Source organism: Chromobacterium sp. Rain0013, from assembly GCF_015291765.1.
Lineage (GTDB): Bacteria > Pseudomonadota > Gammaproteobacteria > Burkholderiales > Chromobacteriaceae > Chromobacterium > Chromobacterium haemolyticum.
In genome coordinates, this window is the sequence record NZ_CP031514.1 from 4,904,864 (window position 1) to 4,920,821 (window position 15,958).

Consider the following 15,958-nt stretch of genomic DNA (forward strand, 5'->3'; position numbering starts at 1 on the left):
CGTTTCCTCAGCTCAGCCGCACTTTGACCTGCTCGCCCTTGAGCGAGACGGCGATCTTCTTCACCGGCTTGCCGCTGGCCATGCGCGCCAACAAGTCGCTGGAGATCTGCGCCAACAGGGTGCGAGTCAGGATGGCGTCGGCGTTGCGCGCGCCGCTGTCCACGTCCAGGCAGCGCGCCGCCATCTGTTCCGCCAGTTCCTCCGGGAACTCCACTTGCGCGCCGTGGTTGTCGGCGATGCGCTGGCGGATCTTGTTCAGCTTGAGGCCGACGATGGCGCGCAGCACTTCGTCGCTGATCGGCAGATAGGGCACGATGGTCAGACGGCCGAGGAAGGCCGGCTTGAATACGCTTTGCAAGGTGGGCCGCAAAATCTCCACCAGGTCTTCCGGCGTCGGGTCGCGGGTTTCGCCTTCAACGGTGACGCCGTGCTCGCAGGCGCGCATCACTAGATCGGAGCCGGCGTTGGAGGTCAGCAGGATGATGGTGTTCTTGAAATCGACTTCGCGGCCTTCGCTGTCTTCCAGCAGGCCTTTGTCGAAGACCTGGAAGAACAGCTCCATCACGTCCGGATGGGCTTTCTCCACCTCGTCCAGCAGCAGGACCGAATAGGGCTTGCGACGCACCGCCTCGGTCAACACCCCGCCCTCGCCGTAGCCGACATAGCCCGGCGGCGAGCCCTTGAGGCCGGAAACGCTGTGGGCTTCCTGGTATTCCGACATATTGATGGTGATCAGATTGCGCTCGCCGCCGTACAAGGCCTCGGCCAGAGCCAGCGCGGTTTCGGTCTTGCCCACGCCGGACGGCCCCACCAGCAGGAACACGCCCTTGGGCTTGCCCGGGTCTTCCAGGTTGGCCTTGGCAATCTGCACCCGCTCGGCGATCTGCTCCAAGGCGTGATCCTGGCCGATGACGCGCGCGCCCAGCAGCGAGGCCAGCTTCTGCACCTGTTCCAGCTCATTGCTGACCATGCGGCCCAGCGGGATGCCGGTCCAGCCGGAAATCACGTCGGCGATCACGCTCTCGTCCACGCACTCGAAGGCCAATGGCTGATGCTTCTGCAATTCGCGCAGCGCCTTGCGCTTGGTCTGCAGCGGGCTGAGCTTCTTGCCCTTGGCCGGCTTGGCCTCGGCCCGCTGCTGTTTGAGTTCGTCGATTTCCGCCACCAGCTTTTGCTGTTCGTCCCAGGCGGCGTGCAGTTTCTCCAGGTCCGCTTGTAGTTCGGCACGCTGAGCTTCCAGCTCCGCGATGCGCTCGGCGTGGCCTTCTTCGCACTGCAGCGCGGCCACTTCGCGGTCGATATTGTCTATCAGCACCGACACGTCCTCGATCGGCCCAGGCTTGCCGGCGCGCGACAGCGCCACGCGGGCGCAGGCGGTATCGAGCACGCTGATGGCCTTGTCCGGCAGCTGGCGGCCGGCAATGTAGCGGCTGGACAGATGCACGGCGGCGGCCACCGCCTCGTTGAGGATTTCCACCTTGTGGTGTTGGGCCATCGCCGGGGTCAGGCCCCGCACCATTTGCACGGCGATTTCCGGCGCCGGCTCCTCCACTTTCACGACTTGGAAGCGGCGCGCCAGCGCGGCGTCTTTTTCAAAGTACTTCTTGTACTCGGCCCAAGTGGTGGCCGCGATGGTGCGCAGTTCGCCGCGCGCCAGCGCCGGTTTCAGCAGGTTGGCCGCGTCGTTCTGGCCGGCCGCGCCGCCGGCTCCGATCAGGGTGTGAGCCTCATCGATGAACAGAATGATGGGCACCGGGCTGGCCTTGACCTCGTCGATCACCTGGCGCAGGCGGTTCTCGAACTCGCCCTTTACGCTGGCGCCGGCCTGCAACAGGCCCAGGTCCAAAGTGCGCAGGGTGACGCCAGCCAGCACCGGCGGCACTTCGCCATGCACGATCTTGCGCGCCAGGCCTTCCACCACCGCGGTCTTGCCCACACCCGGCTCGCCGGTAAGGATGGGGTTGTTCTGCCGGCGGCGCATCAGGATGTCTATCATCTGACGGATTTCGACATCGCGGCCCAGGATGGGATCGATCTTGCCGGCCTTGGCCTGAGCAGTCAGGTCTATCGTGTATTTGTCCAACGCCGGGCTGCCGCGCTTGCCGGCCACGGGCGGGGCCATTGTCGGTTCCACGCCGGCTTCGGCGGCCGGCGCGTTGGCCGATGCCTCGCCGCCGTGCTGGCGCAGCGCGGCGTAAGCGCCTTGCAGGCGGCCGGCGTCCTGACGCGCCAGCGCGGCGGATCCGGATTGCAGCGCGCCGCGCAGCGCCTCGTCCTGCCACAGCGCCAGCAGCAGGTCCAAGGTGGACACATCGTCCTGCCCCTGTTCCGCGCTGGCCAACAGCCAGGCTTTTTCCAACCACTTGGGCAGCCAGGCGGACAGCACCGGGTTGCGGGTATTGCCGCTGCGGAAGGCGTCCAGCGCCGCTTCCAGTTCACGCTCGATGCGCGGCAGGTCCGCGCCCAGCGCGTGCAGCGCCGCGAGCGCGGCGTTGTTGTCCTGATCGAACATCGCCAACAGCGCGTGTTCGATCTCGATTTCGAAATGCGTACGCGCCAAGGCGCGGCTGGCCGCCTGCTCAATCGCCTGGCGGGCGGTGGGGGTCAGTCTGTCGATCAGGGCTTTCAGGGATACGGACATATCGTTCCAATACACTCAAAATGAAAAGTCGATTTCGCTCGCGCCGCTCAATGCAGCAGCGCGTAGCGCATGTCTTCAGGATCTTGCTTTTGCGGGCCTAGCCAGCAATTGCCGCCCAGGCGCAAGTCCGCCGGGCCGCCCAGCTGCGCCGCCGGCACGTCGCGCTTGTCCAGCACCAGGCTGACGTCGGCCGCCAGATTATGGCCGACGGCGAATTGCAGCAGCGCCTGCAAGGCCTGCGCGCCGGGGCCGCCGGGCAGCAGGGCTTCGAACTGGGCGCGGCGCATGCTGCCCAGCCGCAGTTGCAGCTTGGTCTGACGGTCCCAGACCCGGGCGCCGGCGAACAAGGACACGCCCAGCTCGCTCTCACGGTCGCCCAGCCGGCTTTGCTCCGTCGCCGGCACCTGCATCCATTGGCCGACGAACTGCCGCAGCTCGGCGTCCACGCCGAAAAAGCCCTGGATCAGGGTCTCCAGCGCCTGCGCCGACAAGGGCTTCTGGCTGAGCAAACCCGCGTAATAGATGAACAGGTTTTCGTCCAGGCTCGCGTCCGGCCCCATCTGCTTACGTAGCTGGGACAGGCCCAGGCCGCCCAGGTCCAGCAGATTGCGGGTGAAGCCGTCGCGCTCGCCGGCTTCCACTTCCAGCCAATAGCGGTATTTGCGCCAGGCGCCGAAAAACAAGGCGGTGGCGCGGTGGCTGAAAATGTCCAGGAAGGCGTGCAGCGATCCGTCCTTGTACTGCTGGCGACGTTCCAGCAGCAGCTCGGTATAGCTGGTGGGCAAGGCGCCGCTGGGCCCGGTCAGCCCGATGAAGCTGACCGTCATCTCGTCGGTGGCGTCCAGTTGTTCCGGCTCCTTGGCCGGCTGATAACGACACAGCTCGCTGGCCGGGAAAGACAACGAGGCCAACGAACGGAAGCGCAGGCTGGCCGGCAGCCGGCCGCGGCGCTCGCCGCGCTTGCGCGCGGACAAGCCCAGGATGCGTACCGCCTGGAAAAACCCGAACTGGCTGGCGTCACGCGCCAGCTCCAGCTTCAGATCACGCGGCTTGCGTTGGGCCGCGGCCCGCAGAGCCCTGTCATTGGCGCTCATGATCTACCTCCAACCGGCTGCGGCGACGCATCACCCACAGGCCAAACACCAGCCCGGTGATCAAACCCAACACGCCGCCCGGCGGAAAAAGCAGGATGCCATAGCCCGCCATCGGTCCCGAGCCGTTCACCAGTTCCAACCCGCCCATGATCACCATCGCCAGCGGCAACATGAGACACATCACCCAATCTATCGCCGGGCCGCGCAGCCGCAAGCCCTCCTCAGAGGACAGCGAGTAGTACAGCAATTGGCAAAAGCTGGGCGCCAGCAGCGAAGCGATCAATATTTCCATGGCATCCTCAAATCACCAAGGCCTCGCCGGCTCGGGCTGGCCATGAGGCGACCTCCTCGTCTTGTTGCACCGCATGCACCCGCAGGCGGGTGAAGCTATTGGGCGCGCAATACAGCGCGAAGAAACGCTCCAGCACCGCGGCGAACAGATAGACGCTGCCGCCGACGTAGTAATCCGGGTCCAGCGTCAGGCGGATTTCGCTGCCGCGCACAAAACCGCTGAAATCGCGGCCGGACACGCGGGCCACCGCCGGCTGGCTCTCAATTCCCACCACGCCCTGGATCTGGCGCACGTTCACCGGGGAATCGGTCAGGTTGTACAGGGCCAGCATTTCCTGCAAGGCGGCGCAACCGGAATCCACGATGGACATGTAGTTAAGCGATAAATGCGATACCAGCCGCCACTGCACCGCGCGCCCCAGCGGGCAGCGCTGGCTGGCGCTGGGCTTGCGCAACAGGCGCACGCGCTTGACCACGGAATGGCCGGGGAGCGAGAAATCCGTCCGCTGGGTGGACTGGCTGCCGCCAAACGGAATCTGCTCCGGCAGATCACGGTTACTGCACAACAGCTCCAGGCTCAGCACCTCGGTGGCCGGCCGCACCGCGTTGAACTCCAGGTCCGCCAGGTGCAGCTCCAGATCCGTGCCCTTGTCGCTCTGGCGCGGCGAAGGCTCCCGGCTGGCGTGCCAGTAGAAGCGCGGCGCTTTCTTCTCGCTGCCGTGGCGTATCGCATAGAAGGACGGCACCTCCTCGCTGCTTTCGCCGTCGCCGGATTTCTCCACCCTCACCACGCGCTTGATCTGGATCGCCTCGTAAGCCTGCTGCTTGCGCGCGTCCACCAGCACCGGGTAACTGGCCTTCTGGTGGGTCACGCGGATGGGCTCGCCCGGCTGGGTGAACAGGTTGACGATGGGCGTGCAGCCCAGCTTCATATGCTGGGCCTGTAACTGAGTCTGCAGACGATTGTGGCGCTCGCTGTCCGGGTATTCGTCCAGCAGCAGACGCAGCACCAGCTTCTCGCCGTCCAGCCGCGCCGTCGCCTTGTCCAGCTGCAGCAGATCGACGAAAAGGAATTTGTCCGGATAGCAGAAGTACTCGGTCAGCAGCCGGTAGCCCATGAAGGAGCGCTCGTCGTAGTCCAGCAAGCCCTCCTCGCGGCCGAAACCCACCGCCCGCAGGCTGTCCGCCGGCAGCTTGCGCGTGCGCGCCGGGTCTTCGCTGCCATCGCCCACGCTGACGCTCAGGACATTGGACAACAGCATCTCGTACAGCAGATGCATCAGCGCCGGCTCGCCGTCCAGAAAGAAGCGCAGCGATTGCAGGCCGATGGCGTTGACCGCCAGGCCGCCGTGGGTATGAAACTCCAGCGTCAGCACCGCTGCCGCGTCCGGCGCCAACTGGCGCAGATAGGGCGAGCCGCTGGTCAGCTCCAGTTTGGCCTCGGTCAGCGACAGCGGATACAGGTCCACCGGATAGGCGCTGCGGAATTTGCACACCACGCCCTGCATCGCCGGCGCATGCACCGGCTGGCCGCGCTCCACTCGGTAACGCTTGGCGATTTCCGGCCGTTGCGGATCGCACTCGAACTGCACGATGGTGGCCGAGGGAATCGGCTGCAGATAATGCGGATAAAGCACGTTGAGAAAGCTGGTGGCCACCTCCGGATATTCGTCGTCCAGCTTCTTGTGGATGCGCGCGGCCAGGAAGGCGAAGGATTCGATCAGCCGCTCGGTGTGCGGGTCTTCGCACTGGTCACCTTCCATTTGCAGGCGGCCGGCGATCTTGGGATAGCGGCGCGCGAACTCGCCGGACAGCTGGCGCAGGTGTCCGAGTTCGCGTTCGTAATACGGCAATAAGGATTCAAGCATTAAGGCTCACGCGCAATTCATTAAGTATTCATTTCATCAGGCGAGCAGCGCCCGCCCTGTTTTAGTCTTTGTGTCCGGCCCAGTCTTCAGCCGCCCCAATACCGCAGCGGCAAACGCCAATCCAGACCATGCCGCCACGCGTAGTACAACCACAGGCCCGCAGCGGTATACAGCAGTGGCAGCAAGTTGTAAGCCAGCAGTTCCAGCCAGGAGCGCAGTTCCGATTCCCCGCTCGCTTGCCGAATCGCCTTGGGGAAGCGGCCCTCGTAGCTCAACAGCAGCGAGGCGTAATGGCCCAGGCCCCAAATCACGAAGACCGGCGTCAGCGCCAGTCGCAGCCACAAGAAGCTGCGTCCCAGGTCGAAACCACCCGGCAGGCTCAGCCGCGACACCGTCCACATGCTGCTCAAGGGGTTGGGCCACTTGCTGCGCAGCCGTTTCGGCGCCGGCACCGCGTCCGCGCCGTCTTCCATGAAGCGGCGGATGTACTCCCAGAACGACAGCAAATGCTGGTAATCCCGGCTCGGCAAGCCGAGGAAGGCGCCGTCCACTCCAAAATTCCGATATGGATTTTCGTTTTCCTCGGTTTTAACCGCCAACACCAACATGCCGCCAATCCCCTCATGATTCGGCATATTTTTAGGCAAAATGGCATCAACCTCCTCCCAGCCATAGGTCTTGCCCCCCCCCAGAAAACCAGGGCGCAAAAAATAGACTTTGCGTGTTTCACGATTAAAACGCACCACTAAACGACGCATAGTGAAGGCCTCTAAACGCCACACACCAAATAGATAGCGAGCAAAAACATAAGTAACCGGCAACAAAACACCTGCACTCAACAGCAGAACTAGAATATACCCTGCATCGAGAGCATCTCCGTTTATAGCCACACCCTTATCAATAATTGACCACCACTGCGCAACATCTCCAAACCACCAAGGAATTAAGCCATAGACCAACACTCCAAAAGCCAATGTTAGCAAGCCACGCTTATCATCATTATAAGTACACACATCTAAATACGCGTTTGTCTTTCGATAAATCGCGCCATTATCATCTACCACTTCGGAACGACTTTCACGAATATCCGATTCTTTCTTGGCCAGCAAATGCCCTAGGCCTTGAGAGAACAACTTTTTCTCATGCTGTTTTTCACTCTCGGCATTTTTCTTTTGCTGCTCATCCCATATCGAGCCAGGTTTGTAGCGCTTGTGATCCAAGACCACCATCCACTCCATCAGGTACATATCACCTTACCTCCAAGACCGCGGCATCCAAAGCGGCGCCTTCTTCCGCCACGCTGCCAAAGCCAACGGCCTTTCTATCCTTGCGCAGACAGGATTTGTCACACCAGCTTTCCAATGCATTATCGCTAAACAACCAGATCGCCACGGTCAAACCTATGCCCGCCATGGTAAATAAGCGCGCACCGCGCAATAACAGCAAGGCAATACGCTCTCCTGCCGCAAACTTGCTGGCGGTAAGTACACCTTGCAACAACACCCGACCAAAGCTGCTGGTCGCCCGCTTTAACAGCCACTCCAAAAATGGTCCTGAAGCCCCCAATGCTATGCCAGCACCAACAATTGCTCCAGAAATGGAAACTACTCCTCTCAATTGATAAACAACTGATAAAGCTGTACTTTTCCCACCAGCCTTTTTCTTTTCATCAGCTGCATTATCAAAATCCACAAACGCCCCAATTATTCCCGCCACCGTACCCAAGCTACCGGAGGCCAGCTTTAAAGCCCCAACCCCCACCTTGCTGCCGCTGATCAGCGCCGGGTTGCGGCTCTCGCCGATCTTCTCGCAGACGCTGCCGGTCAGTTCCAGCATCACCGCGCCCAGGCCCAAGGCGGCGGCAGTCAGTTCCCAGACTTCGCGCTGCGCCGGCTTTTCTCCCAGCTTGCCGGCCTTCATCATCACATTCATCATTTCCAGCATCGCCACCACCGAGCCGAAGCGCAGGCCGTTCATGCTGTTGGATTTGCTGGCCGCGGTCAGTGCCTGATTGATCTGATTGCGCTGGGCCTTGGCCGCCGCCACGCTCTTGGCGTCGAAGGCGGCGGGATTGGGGTAGGCCGCCGCCAGATCCTTGCTTATGATCTTGCCCAGCGACAGCGACAGCAGCCGATGAACCACGCTGGCGCGCAGCACCTGCTTGTCCAGCAGCTTGCCGCCCGGCATCCGCGCCAGCCCGGCGTGGCCCAACTGCAGCAGCAGCAGGTTGACCCCGCCCAGGTGGGCGGTGCTGACGCCGCTGACATGGGCGACGGTTTCCAGCTTCTCGGCCAGGTCCTTGATCTTGGACCACATATCGCTGATGCCCTTGCCGGCTTCCTGTATTTTTTCATACGGGGACAGCGCGTCGCTGAGCCCGCCTTTCGCCACATAGGCCTTGGCCGCGGCTTGATAGTTCAGCATGCCCGCGTTAAACATCAAGGTGCTGGGCTTCAGGTCTTTTTGCTCGACCTGCTTGATCAACCAATCCTGGCCGATGCTGCAGCTATTGAGGCCGTGCACGCAAAAGCCCATCTGGCCGGCGTAAGCCACGCCACTCTCAAAATGCTGGTCATCGTAAAACGCCAGGGTGTCGTGCAATAGCGGCGCATTCAGCCACGGCATCAAGTCCTGCGCCCGCTCCTCGTTCTTCTGGTCGCAAACGTCGCCCAGCGCCTCGAAGCTCTTGAGCACCGCGTTGTAGGACGATTTGGGCCACAAGCGCTTGCCGTATTTCTTCCAGGCATCATCCCCTATCTCCTGAGCGTACTTGCGCCGCCATTCCTGCTTTTTGCTTTCGTATTCTTCCCGATTCTTGTAGATGCTGTCATACGGAATGCCTCGCAAATCCGGAGCCCGGAACTTCGGATTCGTTTTCGCCTCCTTGGCCAAGTCATCCAGAGCCACCCCTAGTTTTGGTTCGCGCCGGCTGATAGCTCCATTGCGAATCTGTTCCTCCGCGGCGTTGACCGTGCGGATGATGGACATCAGTTGCTCGTTCGTATACCTAGCGAACACCGTGCTCTCCGCCGTCATCACAGTATGAAGCCGGCCGATGGACAGATTGCGCCAGGTGTTCAGTTCCTGAGCCAGGCCCAGCGGGTCGTGCAAGACGATGGCCATGCCTTTTTTATTGAGCAGCTCCACGCTCAGGTTTTTCAGCCGCCCGGTGTAGGGATAAGGCTCATTCTTGACCAGCTTGGCTTCCGCGCCGAAGAAGGGGTACATATGATCGTTGAAACGCGGAGCCAGTTTGCGCTCGCCGCCCTCGATGGAGCGGAACTCCACCACCTTGGAGCGCAAATCGCCAGGCTGCAGCGCATGCGGCTGGACCACCGCCTTGGCCTGGAACTTTTGCAGCTTGTTATACAGCTTGCTGTCGGATTCGATCTTGCTCAGCGCGGCCTTGGACAGCGGGTCCGGCATGAACAACACGCGGAATTCGCTAACATCCTGCGCTTTCTCGATGGAAATCATCGAGGCGTTGATGTCGTCGCCCTTGGTGGTGCAGGTGAACTCCGGGGGCTGCACCGCGTCGCCCAGGGCGATTCTGGAGATGTAGCCCTGATGGTTGACCGCCCAGGCGCTCTCCCACTTGAGCTTGCCCGAGCGTTTAGTCATTACGTACAGAAAACCTTGGCGCATCATGCGGACGGTGTAGGCGGCGGTGCGCAGTTTCTTGTCCGTCACGCCCTGACCCAGCGTGCCGCTGAGTTCCGGAAACTCGGCGTGCCCTTCCTCGCTCGCCGCCACCGCATAGCGCAGCGGCAGCAACATCAGTCCGGTCTTGCCGCAAAATTTGTTACCGCAGGGGGTTTTAGTGCTCACTTGATCGCTTCCAGGTTTTCTGACACGGCCTTGCGTCGACATGCCTCAGGCGTTGAACCGAAAATATTGGCCACTGTCATCACACAAACGGCGGCTGCCTTGGTTTGTTCCAAAATTCCGCGCCGGCGAACAGCAGCCACTCCGTCAAGGTCGGGGCCCTGTCCTGCCGGTACTGCTCCAACTCCACCGCCACGTCCGGGTAGCGCTCTTCGCAATCCCGCCCCAGCAGCCACCACAGCGCAACACAGCCCGCGGCCTCATCCTCGGTGCCCACCCAGGGCAAGACTGCGGCTTCGCGCAGCCACTGCCGCGCGAGCGGAAAGTCCGGCCACTGCGCCGCCACCGTGTCGGGATGGAGTTCGCTCAAGCCCGCCACCGTGCGCAGCAGCTTGTGGTAATGAGCGGCCCAGTCCAACTGCTCCCAATGCTCAGCGCGCAGAGACACCGCGCTGGCGCGGCCCTTGGCCTCGTCTATCGCCATATCCCGATACCCGGCCGGATGGGCCGGATAGCACCAGTGGTCGATAGGCCCCAGCAACTGGTTCTTGTCCTCGACGCTCAGACTCTGGTCCAGCAAACGTGTAATCCTGGGGTCGTAGTAGCGCAGATGATGCTGCCGTCCATCGGGGTGCGGCTGGACGAACAGGCGTTTCAAATGCCGGGCCACCTGTTCCACCGGCTGCGCGGACCGCAGCCAGGCGCTGACCATGACAGCGCCGCCCTTGCGCAGCGAGTCCTCAATGTCGTCCGTCCCCCGCGTCAACCAGGTCCGGCGTTCCTCCGGCCCAAAGTCCACGGTTTCCGCCAAGTTGACCAGCAGCGGCGCTTGCTCCGGCGCATGGGCAAAAAAAGCGTCGTTCAACACCGTGACCGCGGGCTCCGGGAAACAGGCCGCCAACGATTCCGATGCCAGCGGGTCACCCTGGGTCCGGTCCAACAGCAGATACCAGCCCTCCGGCGCCTCTGCCTGCAAAATTTCATGCAATGCCTGCATATTTCTAATCTCTCATCCTGGCCGCGATGCTCAGTCCGGATAGGGCGCGCTCGCCGCGCCAGCGTGGGCGGCGTCCGCGGCCTGATAGTTGCAGGGTTGCGGCGGCTTGAACGAAGGCGTGGGCAGGCTGGTGCTGGCCGGCCCGCTCCAATCGTGGCTTCCGCCCTTGAAGCTGACGGTGCCGGGCGCGTGCAGCTCTATCTTGCCGTCCTTGATCCGCACATAAGCGCCGCCGCTGGTCAGCAGAATCTCCTTCTTGCCGTTCCACAGCTGCTGACCCTTGATGGCGGTGATCTTGACGTCCTGATCGCCGGTCACCTCAATGCTGTCGCTCTGCGCTTGAACCTGCACCTTGCCCTTGGCGGCAATCAGCTTCAGCGCCACCTTGTCCTTCACCCCGGCCACGAACAGGCTGATGTGCTGGCCCACATTGTGAATCCAGCGCCGGCCGCTGGTCTGGTTGGTATCGCGCTGCGCTACCAGGTCCAGGTTGGTCCCCGCCGCCACGGTCTGGCTTTGCTGGCTCAGGCTGGCGATGCCCGCAGGGGCGGACAGCACGATTAACGGCTGCTGGCCGGCTTGGTCTTTCGCGGTCTTGCCGTCTTTGTCGGTGTTGGAGCCGGCTTCCCAGGCTTTCAGGGCGGCGGCCTGGTGTTGCAGGTGGCCTTCGGTTTTCTTGGCGGCTTTGGCATTGTCCGCGCCGATTTCTTCCGGCCCGGTTTCCATGGTGTCGGCCTGCTGACCAGTGGCGGTGTCGCCCAGGCTTTGGCTCAGGGCCAGGGCCGCGTCCAGCTGGCTTTGCGCCTGTTCGCGCGCCAGCTGTTTGCCGGACGCGCCGTTCTGCGCTTCGGTGCTCAGCAGCAGGCCGTGGCCGGCGCGGATGGCGCCGTGCTGGTCGGTTCTGAGTTCGAAGCCGTCGCCGCGCGGCTCGGCTTTGCCGTTGCTGCGCGGGTGGGTGAGGAAGCCTTGGTTGAGTTGGGTTTTGCCCGGTTCACTCGATAGCTTGGTTCTGACTTCACCGGGGGTGTCGTCAAACAAGAGTTCGTTGTATTGGCCGCCCTGGTGTTCCTTGGATTTGATGCCGGACAGCGTCTTGTTGGCGGGTAGCGCGCCGGCGCCGCTGAAGTCCGGCGGCGGGTGGCTGCCGTTGTAGAGCACGCCGGTGATCACCGGGCGGTCGATATCGCCTTCGATGAAGTCGACCAGCACTTCCTGGCCGATGCGCGGGATGAATTGGTGGCCCCAGCCGGCGCCGGCGCTGGGCATGACCACGCGCAGCCAGCAGGAGGATGTGTCGTCCAGGTTGGCGCCGATACTCGGGTGTTCGTCCGGCCGTTGCCAGTGGAATTGCACCTTGATGCGGCCGTGCTGGTCGGTGTGCACCTCTTCGCCCTGGGGGCCGACCACGGTCGCGGTCTGCACGCCGCGAGACTTGGGCTTGGCCAACTCGGTGTGGGCGTAGGCCGGGGTCAGCGGCACGCCGCGGCGTTGGGCGTCGAATTCGGCGCGGAAGGGGTGGGCGTCTTTCTCTCCCGCCAGCGCTTTGAGGTCCGCCGGCAGGTTGTTGCGCGCGCTCAGGGTTTGGCGGGTGACGACGAATTCGCGCTGTTCGCTGCTGTCGCCGTCGTGGGCCGGGTGGTCGTCCAGGCGAAACCATTGGCCGGCGGCCAGGCCGCGCACGCTGCCGCCGCCGCTGAATTGCTTGGCCTTGAGGTCATGCGCTTGCTGGCGCAGTTGGGCGTAGTGGCTGAGCTGGTCGGCGTCGCCGGCGTAGTACAGCGATTGCGGGTCGTAGTCGTGCAAGGAAGACTGCAGCGCCTTGCCGTTCTGGCCTTGATCAATGCGGCTGTCGTCGCCGCTGTGCTGGGTGCTAACAGGTTGGTAGTCGAAACTGGCCAGCGCCACCGCGCCGGGGACGATCTGGCGTTGGGCGTTCCACTCGGTCAGGCCGTCCTCGGCCTCGGTGGCGTCGCTGCGGTGGAAACGCACGCGCTCGATGCCGGCCGGCGGCAGGCTGTAGGGGTCGTCGAAGGCGACCAGTTGCACCTTGGGAGTGTCACCGTCGAGGTGATCGAAACGCCAGGCGTAGCCCTCTTCGTGCAGCAGCCGCACGATGAAGTCGTAATCGGATTCGCGGTATTGCAGGCAGTAGCTGCGCGGGGACGCCGCGCCGGTCTTGAACTCCAGCGTCTGCACCCGGGCGAACACCGGGTTGGCTTGCTGATGCTCGGCCAGGATCTGTTTGACGATGTCCGGCACCGACAGGTCCTGGAACACCCGCGAGCTGACGCGATGACGCAGCAGCGCGAACGGCGGTTCGATGGTGAGCTGATAACGGCTGAAACCGCCGTCCGAGCCCAGGCTTTCCACTTTGGACACCACGCCGCAGCGCAAGGACTCGGCGCCGGCGGCGTCGAGGATGCCGATGCGGGCCGGCAGGCCGAGCAGGGTCTTGAGTTCGATGGCCCCGTCCGGGGACAGACAGGTGAGCTGGTAGGCGTAGGGCCGGGACACGCCTTCTTCGCCGGCCAGGCTCAGGGGCAGCAGTTGCTCGGCCGCCACGCTGCCGTCGCCCAGGCTGAGGGTGAGCAGGCGTTGGTCTTGGTTGAAGGCGGAGGCGAAGCTGGCGAGCAGGGTGCTGAGGTCCATGGGGCGCTGTCAGGCTGGGTTAGCCTTGTACCTTGTATACGTTGGAGGAGAGTTGCAGGGTGGCGTCGAAGGTGACCGGCGGCCGGTGCGGATGTACTTTCAGCACCGCGTCGACGCGGAAGCGCAGGTGGCGCTCCATCTCGCGCGGCGCGTCGAGATTCACCCGCACGCGGGACAGGCGCGGTTCGTGCATTTCGATGGCGCGGCGCAGCTGTTCGCGCAGCAGTTCCCGGTCGTGGGGATTGAGCAGGCTGATGCCGGACAGGTCCGGGATGCCGAAGCTCAGCATGCTGTCGTGCGCTTGCGGATACATGTCGAACAGTTCTTGCAAGGGCGCGAGCCGGGTGTTCAGCAGCGCTTCCAGATCCCGCGCCAGCGAGCGCTTGACCTGCGGCAGTTCGTACAACATGGTTTCCGCGCCGTGGCTGTTGTCCGGCTGGTCGTCCAGCAGCCGGTCCAGCACCGACGGCAAGATCTGGGCGTGGCGGCTGCTGTGCATGGCTTACAGGCCGAAAATGGATTGGAGCTGGTTGGACAGCAGCCAGCGGTAGGCGACGAAGATGCCGGCGCCCACCACGGCCAGCAGGGCGAAGTACAGCCACAGCGGCAGTTCATGGCGGACAAAGGCTTGGAAGCGCTGAGGCAGCTGCCAGTTGGGCGCGAACTCGGCCTTGCCGCCGCGCACTTGCTGGATTTCCTGGCCCAGCTTGTGGGTCAGGTAGCCCAGTTTTTCCTGGCCTTCCAGCAGGTATTTGCCTTGGAAGCCCAGCAGCAGGCAGGTGTAGAACACTTCCAGCGGTTCGATATGAGCGGCCGGGTCCAGGCGCAGCTGTTCCAGGCGGTTGAAGAAGCCCTCGCCGGCCAGGTGCTCGCCAAACAGCCGCAGCTGCAGCGGCATGCGCTCCCATTCGTCACGGATGTCGAACTCGGAAGACAGGATGATCTCGTCCATCAAGGCGCAAAACGCGTACTTGGAGTGGTTGATGGCGTTCTGGTCCTTGCCGAAGTTGCGGGCGTTGCGCTCGTATTGGTTCAGAAACTGGTCGACGCGGCGGTTGAACTCCACCGCGCTGCTGGGGGCGTTGCCGTCCCGGAGCAGGAATAGCAGGTAGATGCCGTCTTCCAGCATTTCGCGCAGGGTGGGCGCCGAGGCGGAGGCTACGGTCAGCGGGCGTTCTTGGAGAGTTGCGGCGGTTTGGTTCATGGCGGCCTCAGCGGAATACGGCGATCAGTTCAAGCGTCAGGTTGGAGAGGGTCTGCGGCATATAGATGCAGATACTGCGCGATTGCAGCATGCGGCTGAAGATCTCGCCGTGCGGCTCCAACGCGAAATAGTGGTTGCCCACCCGCACCGGAATGGCGGACGGGGTTTGCGCCGCATGGCTGAGCGCGACGCCGCGCATCGCGGAGTTGAGGATTTTTTCCACGTCGTCCGGCGCGCCGATTTTCATCTTCAGCGGGACGCTGTCGATGATCTGGCTGGCTGGCAACTCGCTCTGCACCGACAGGTAGTAATCGACGTTCTCCAGCAGGCGGTCGCTTTCCAAGCGGCCGATGTAGAAGGACGGCTTGGGCGAATGCAGCGGGATAATGGCGTAGCGCGAGGAGATCACGGTTTCCAGCAGCTCGCGGATCTGCGTGTCCAGCGCCGCCAGCACGGCGTGCAGGTCGTCGTGGCGGTAGGCCGGGATGTCGGACAGGGTGTAATGGGTGGAGAAGGTTTGCAGCTCGCCGCAGAATTCGGCCAGCGCCAGGTACAGTTCTTCCGGGTGCAGGGGGCTGGACAGCGACAGGTGGCGCAGCTTGGCGAAATTGCGGTTGACGGTGTGCAGCAGCCAGAAAGAACTGATGTCGCTGGAGCTGTACTCCATCACGTTCTTGGCGCGTTCACGCTGTCCGCCGGACAGCGCCTGGTTCTTGACCAGCAAGATGTCCAGCAGGCGGCGCAGCATGTGACTGACCTCGCGCGAGCCTTCCACCGTGACCAGCGGGGGAATGAAGCCGCCGCCCAGGCTCCATTGGCCGGTGGCGTCTTTCTCCAGGCGGCACAGCGGAATGGCGTCGTAGCCGTCGCGGTTCTCTTCCTCGATCATCAGCCGCACGTCCAACTCCAGCGTGGACAGGTCGGCGTCCAGAGCCTGGGTGTACAGGTCGGCCACTTCCGCGCTGGCGCTTTGAAAGCGGGTGGGGCGAGACATGACTTCGCCGTTGCGGGTATTGCCGCCGTAAGGCTGCATATGGGCGAGACAGGCGTAAAGCGTGGTCTTGATGCCGGCTTGCGGCAAGGTGTTCAGGTCGCGGGACAGCGGCAGCGGCGCACTGGCCGGCGCTTGGTACAGCGTGCCGTCGCGGAACAGGATGGACAGCGCGTCGATGCGGACCGCGCCGCCCTTGAGCGCCTGTTCGTCCAAGGCAATATGCTGCAGGCCCCAAGCGTGGCGCTGGCTCAGTTGCTGCCGCGAGGCGACATGCTGCTCCAGCAAGAGGGTTTGCTGTTGAAAGTGCTGCGGGCGCAGAAACATGCCTTCGCCCCAGAGCACTCGTTTGGCTTGTTGCATTACTGATACACCTTGTCTGGAAATCTACTGAAATC

General features: G+C 63.1%; 11 protein-coding genes. All 11 read right to left on the reverse strand.

What is annotated here, in order from left to right; all coding sequences use genetic code 11:
- Positions 1–7: 7 nt before the first annotated feature.
- The 11 genes from tssH to tssK all read right to left on the reverse strand — a co-directional run bounded on the left by tssH (position 8) and on the right by tssK (position 15,923).
- Entirely contained in the window at positions 8–2,641 is a 2,634-nt protein-coding gene (gene tssH / locus DXT74_RS22330; protein WP_194427020.1) for a type VI secretion system ATPase TssH, read from the reverse strand.
- 47 nt (positions 2,642–2,688) lie between these two features.
- The gene (gene tssG, locus DXT74_RS22335; RefSeq protein ID WP_231138245.1) at positions 2,689–3,735 is read right to left on the reverse strand and encodes a type VI secretion system baseplate subunit TssG; all 1,047 of its coding nucleotides are present in this window, start codon (positions 3,733–3,735) and stop codon (positions 2,689–2,691) included.
- The gene (locus DXT74_RS22340; protein ID WP_194427021.1) at positions 3,722–4,027 is read right to left on the reverse strand and encodes a hypothetical protein; all 306 of its coding nucleotides are present in this window, start codon (positions 4,025–4,027) and stop codon (positions 3,722–3,724) included. Before DXT74_RS22340 ends, tssG begins: the two co-directional genes overlap by 14 nt.
- Positions 4,028–4,034: 7 nt before the next feature.
- Positions 4,035–5,894, reverse strand: a complete 1,860-nt coding sequence (gene tssF / locus DXT74_RS22345; RefSeq protein WP_043641388.1) for a type VI secretion system baseplate subunit TssF — start codon at positions 5,892–5,894, stop codon at positions 4,035–4,037.
- 86 nt (positions 5,895–5,980) lie between these two features.
- Positions 5,981–7,141 carry a DUF6708 domain-containing protein gene (locus tag DXT74_RS22350; RefSeq protein ID WP_194427022.1) on the reverse strand — a complete coding sequence of 387 codons (1,161 nt, stop codon included), beginning with the start codon at positions 7,139–7,141 and terminating at the stop codon, positions 5,981–5,983.
- Between the two features lies 1 nt (position 7,142).
- Positions 7,143–9,722 carry a T6SS effector BTH_I2691 family protein gene (locus tag DXT74_RS22355; protein ID WP_194427023.1) on the reverse strand — a complete coding sequence of 860 codons (2,580 nt, stop codon included), beginning with the start codon at positions 9,720–9,722 and terminating at the stop codon, positions 7,143–7,145.
- 79 nt (positions 9,723–9,801) lie between these two features.
- The gene (locus tag DXT74_RS22360; RefSeq protein WP_194427024.1) at positions 9,802–10,716 is read right to left on the reverse strand and encodes a DUF4123 domain-containing protein; all 915 of its coding nucleotides are present in this window, start codon (positions 10,714–10,716) and stop codon (positions 9,802–9,804) included.
- 30 nt (positions 10,717–10,746) lie between these two features.
- Positions 10,747–13,365, reverse strand: a complete 2,619-nt coding sequence (locus DXT74_RS22365; protein ID WP_194427025.1) for a type VI secretion system Vgr family protein — start codon at positions 13,363–13,365, stop codon at positions 10,747–10,749.
- Positions 13,366–13,384: 19 nt separating this feature from the next.
- Positions 13,385–13,864, reverse strand: coding sequence for a type VI secretion system baseplate subunit TssE (gene tssE / locus DXT74_RS22370; RefSeq protein ID WP_019101088.1), 480 nt, complete (start codon positions 13,862–13,864; stop codon positions 13,385–13,387).
- A 3-nt stretch (positions 13,865–13,867) separates the two neighbouring features.
- On the reverse strand, positions 13,868–14,569 hold the full coding sequence (icmH, locus tag DXT74_RS22375; RefSeq protein WP_019101087.1) for a type IVB secretion system protein IcmH/DotU: 702 nt from the start codon (positions 14,567–14,569) through the stop codon (positions 13,868–13,870).
- Positions 14,570–14,576: 7 nt separating this feature from the next.
- A complete protein-coding gene (gene tssK, locus DXT74_RS22380; protein ID WP_081557083.1) occupies positions 14,577–15,923 on the reverse strand; it encodes a type VI secretion system baseplate subunit TssK in 1,347 nt (448 codons plus the stop codon).
- Positions 15,924–15,958 lie beyond the last annotated feature (35 nt).

Coding starts and splice junctions, on each gene's coding strand:
- tssH (WP_194427020.1), bottom strand. CDS start 2,641: ATGTCCGTATCCCTGAAAGCCCTGATCGACAGACTGACCCCCACCGCC.
- tssG (WP_231138245.1), bottom strand. CDS start 3,735: ATGAGCGCCAATGACAGGGCTCTGCGGGCCGCGGCCCAACGCAAGCCG.
- DXT74_RS22340 (WP_194427021.1), bottom strand. CDS start 4,027: ATGGAAATATTGATCGCTTCGCTGCTGGCGCCCAGCTTTTGCCAATTG.
- tssF (WP_043641388.1), bottom strand. CDS start 5,894: ATGCTTGAATCCTTATTGCCGTATTACGAACGCGAACTCGGACACCTG.
- DXT74_RS22350 (WP_194427022.1), bottom strand. CDS start 7,141: ATGTACCTGATGGAGTGGATGGTGGTCTTGGATCACAAGCGCTACAAA.
- DXT74_RS22360 (WP_194427024.1), bottom strand. CDS start 10,716: ATGCAGGCATTGCATGAAATTTTGCAGGCAGAGGCGCCGGAGGGCTGG.
- DXT74_RS22365 (WP_194427025.1), bottom strand. CDS start 13,365: ATGGACCTCAGCACCCTGCTCGCCAGCTTCGCCTCCGCCTTCAACCAA.
- tssE (WP_019101088.1), bottom strand. CDS start 13,864: ATGCACAGCAGCCGCCACGCCCAGATCTTGCCGTCGGTGCTGGACCGG.
- icmH (WP_019101087.1), bottom strand. CDS start 14,569: ATGAACCAAACCGCCGCAACTCTCCAAGAACGCCCGCTGACCGTAGCC.
- tssK (WP_081557083.1), bottom strand. CDS start 15,923: ATGCAACAAGCCAAACGAGTGCTCTGGGGCGAAGGCATGTTTCTGCGC.